The organism is Acetobacter okinawensis JCM 25146, from assembly GCF_000613865.1.
GTDB classification, from domain to species: domain Bacteria; phylum Pseudomonadota; class Alphaproteobacteria; order Acetobacterales; family Acetobacteraceae; genus Acetobacter; species Acetobacter okinawensis.
In genome coordinates, this window is sequence record NZ_BAJU01000082.1 from 1 (window position 1) to 4060 (window position 4060).

2 pseudogenes are annotated in these 4060 nt (G+C 66.5%); both read left to right on the top strand.

Annotation, left to right across the window (positions count from 1 at the left end):
• Nucleotides 1-1123 (top strand): annotated as a pseudogene (locus tag JCM25146_RS15435) (PD-(D/E)XK nuclease family protein); the annotation flags it as partial.
• Nucleotides 1120-4060: pseudogene (locus JCM25146_RS20140) on the top strand (UvrD-helicase domain-containing protein); the annotation flags it as partial. The pseudogenes JCM25146_RS15435 and JCM25146_RS20140, both read left to right, overlap by 4 nt.

The window sequence follows — 4060 nt, forward strand, 5'->3', positions numbered from 1 at the left end:
CGCCCGAGCAGGCGGTGGGGCAGGCGGCACACGACTTTTTTTGCCACGGCAGCGGCGGCGGAGCATGTTGTTCTGTCCTCCGCCCGCAGGCGCGACGGAGCACCTGTTGTGCCCGCGCGCTGGTTGAGCAGGCTGGATGCTTTTCTGGCCGGGTGGGGGGCGTGTGCCCGAACACCCGGTGCTGTCATGGCTTGCACAGCTTGACCAGCCGCAAGGACCGGCGCAGCCCGTGCCCCCACCCCGGCCCCTGCCCGATGTGGCCCTGCGCCCGCGCCGCCTGAGTGTGACGGAAATAGAAACATGGATGCGCGACCCCTACGCCATATATGCCCGCCATATCCTGCGCCTTGACCCCCTGCCTGAACTGGAGGAGGGGGCGGATGCATCGGATTACGGGATGATCGTGCATGACGCACTGGAGCACTGGGTCAGGCTCCATGGTGTGGACTGGCCGGTGGATGCGGAGAACAGGCTGGTGCAGGTGTTTCAGGCCAGTCTGGCCGGGCAGGCTCTGCGCCCCGCCCTGCACGCATGGTGGGCGCCCCGGCTGGAGCGCATAGCGCACTGGGTTGCACAGGCGGAGCAGAAGCGCCGCGCAACCCACGGTACGCCACAGGCTATTCTGACCGAAATTGCAGGCGCGGTTGTGGTGCCTGATGCCCCGGGGGGGCCGTTCCGCCTTGTCGGACGGGCTGACCGGGTGGAGCTTGGCGCACAGGGGCGCGTGATTGTGCAGGATTATAAAACGGGCATGCTGCCCACCACGCGCGATGTTCTGTCGGGCTGGAGCCCGCAACTGCCGCTGGAGGCCGCCATGCTGCTGCGCGGTGGGTTTGCCGCAGCCCCCGGCGTGACCGCTATTGACGGGTTGATCTACTGGCGGCTGACCGGGGGGGCAGAACCGGGGGGGGAGGTGGCTGTGGCCTCCAAGGAGCATGAAAGCCTGACCGATCTGGCCGAGCAGACATGGCAGAGCCTGCTGGAGCGCATTGCCGCGTATGACCAGCCAGAGCAGCCTTACCTCTCCCACCCCCATCCGGGGCAGGAACCACGTTTTGCAGACTATGCCCGTCTGGCCCGTGTGCCGGAGTGGAACACAGGCCGCGCGGAGCCCGATGCATGAGTACTCCCCCATCCCAGAATGCGCTGGATGCCGCCATTGCACAGGCCAACCAGCAGCAGGCTATGGCGTCGGACCCTACGGCCTCGGTGTTTGTGTCGGCATCGGCGGGGAGTGGCAAAACCAAACTGCTGATTGACCGCCTGCTCCGGCTTATGCTGCCCAGAGTGGGGGCCGATGGTGCTATTGTGCCCGGTAGTGACCCTGCGCGCATCCTGTGCCTGACCTTTACCAAGGCGGCAGCGGCGGAAATGGCCATTCGCCTGCAAACCCGGCTGGGCCGGTGGGTGACCCTGCCCGATACACGGCTGGATGCGGAGCTTGCCGCCCTGTCCGTCCCCTGCACGGAGCAGACCCGGCGCAAGGCCCGCGCCCTGTTCGCGGAGGTGCTGGACCTGCCGGGTGGTATGCGCATTGGCACCATTCATGCGTTCTGCCAGTCGCTTTTGCGGCGCTTCCCGCTTGAGGCATCCATGAACCCGCATTTTACGGTCATGGAGGAAACAGACGCAGCCCTGGCCTTGCAAAGCTGTGTGGAAAGCGTTCTGGGCGGGCAGCCGCAGGCGACTGTGGCACCACTTGCCGGGCAGATCGGGCTGGGGGACTTTATGGCCCTTGCGGGTGTGCTGCGGCGCGACCCGCGCGCACAGGCTGCGCGTGCTCTTGTCAGCACCCAGCCCGAGCAGGCACAGGCCTTGCTGTGCCGGGTGCTCAACCTGCCCGCACAGGCCGCGCAACAGACGGACGAGGCGTTTTTGCACGCCGCCTGCATCGATTTTGCGGACGAATCCATCCTGCGCTCAGGGCTGGCGGTTCTTCTGGTGGAAGGTTCGGCCACGGCCAAAGCCAATGCGCAGGCCCTGCTGGACTGGTTGGCGCTGTACCCCCCCGAGCGGGCCGCGCAATGGAGCGTGTGGCGCAATGGCCTGCTGACAAAGGACGGCAAGCCCCGCAGCCGTGGTCTGCTGTCCACCAAGCTGGCTGAAAAATACACAGATCTGGCCGATGCCCTGCACAGGGAGGCCACGCGCATACTGGAGGTGGAGGAGGGGCTGAACGCCCGCCAGCTTGCCCGGCTGGGTGCGGCACTGCTGACAATGGCAGCCCCCGTGGCCACCCTGTTTGACCAGCGCAAGGCCATGCAGGGCCAGCTTGAATATGATGACCTGATCCACCGCACACTCTCGCTTTTGCGCACACCCGGTGCGGCATGGGTGCTGTACAAGCTGGACGGCGGCATAGACCACCTGCTGCTTGATGAGGTGCAGGATACATCCCCCCAGCAGTGGCGCATTGCAGGGGACCTGACCGAGGAGTTTTTTGCGGGCGCAGGCACACGCACGGAGGAGGATGGCCCCCGTACGGTTTTTGCAGTGGGGGACTACAAACAGTCCATCTACGCCTTTCAGGGTGCCGACCCGGATGAGTTCAGGGACTGGCGCGCCCGCTTCAAGCAGCGCGCACAGGGGGCAAACCTGCCATGGCGCGAGCCGGAACTGACAGTCTCCTTCCGCTCCACAGCACCGGTCCTGCAACTGGTCGATGCCGTTTTTGCCGATGCACAGGCCGCCCGTGGCGTAGCGGAGGAGCAGGGGCGGCCCATGCGCCACATTACGGCCCGCCCCGGTCAGGGCGGACGGGTGGAGCTGTGGCCTCTGGCGGAGGTAGAAGGGGATGAGCAGGGCATCAGCCCGTGGCAGCCTACGGCGGTCAACGCCACCCGACAGAGCCCGCGGCAAAAGTTGGCCGATGCACTGGCCAGCATCATTGCGCGCGAACTTGCAGCCCCCGCGGCACTGGGGCAAAAACCCCTGACACCGGGGGATGTGCTGGTGCTGGTGCCGCGCCGCTCCTCCTTTGTGCCGCTGCTGGTGCGTGCACTCAAGGGGCATAACATTCCGGTTGCCACACTGGTGCGGACCGGGCTTGCCGACCAGCTTGTGGTGCAGGACCTTATGGCCCTGTGCGCGGCCCTGCTGCTGCCGCAGGACGACCTGACGCTGGGTTGCGTGCTGACATCCCCTCTGGTGGGTTGAGTGATGACAGTCTTATGGCTCTTGCCGTAGGGCGCACACCCGGTGCGCCGCTGTGGTCCACCCTGCGGGAGCGGCACGCACAGCGTGCAGACTGGGCGCAGGCGTGGACCATGCTCAACACCCTGTTTGGCCGGGTGGACTACCTGACCCCGTACGAGCTGCTGTGCGCAGCCCTTGGCCAGCAGGGGGGCGTGCACGCCTGCTCGCGCGGCTGGGGCCGGAAGCCGCCGAGCCAATGGACGAGCTGCTCTCCGCCGCCCTGCGGTATCAGGAGCAGCACCCGCCTTCGTTGCAGGGTTTTTTGCACTGGCTCCGCCACTCGCAGGAAACCGTCAAGCGCGAGGCAGAGGCGGGAGGCAATGCGGTACGGGTCATGACCGCGCATGGCTCCAAGGGCTTGCAGGCGCGGTTGGTCATTCTGCCAGATACGGTCGGCACCCCCAGATTTGAGGCCAGGCTGTTCTGGGCGCAGGACAAAAAAACACAGGTGGATGTTCCGCTCTACGTGCCGCGCAACGCCCTGTCGGTCAGGCTGACCCGCAGCCTGTATGAGGGCCTGCGTGACAAGGCGGTGGAGGAATACAACCGCCTGCTTTACGTCGCCCTGACCCGTGCGGCGGACAGGCTTGTGGTCTGCGGCTGGAAGCCCGGTCGCACCGTTCCGCCAGAAAGCTGGTACGAGCGCTGCCGCCTTGGGTTTGAGCGGGCCGGTGCGCAGGAGCAGGACTGGAGCGTGGGGGACTGGTCGGGCAAAATACTGGTGCTGGAGGAGCATGCCAGCCCGCCTGCGCTGCCCGCCTCCCCTTCTGCCGTGGCTCCTGTGGAGCACAGTGCGACCCCCTGTTGTCTGCCGGGCTGGGTGGGGCAGGCCCCCTTGTGGCGCGCAACACCCCCTGTGGCGGAG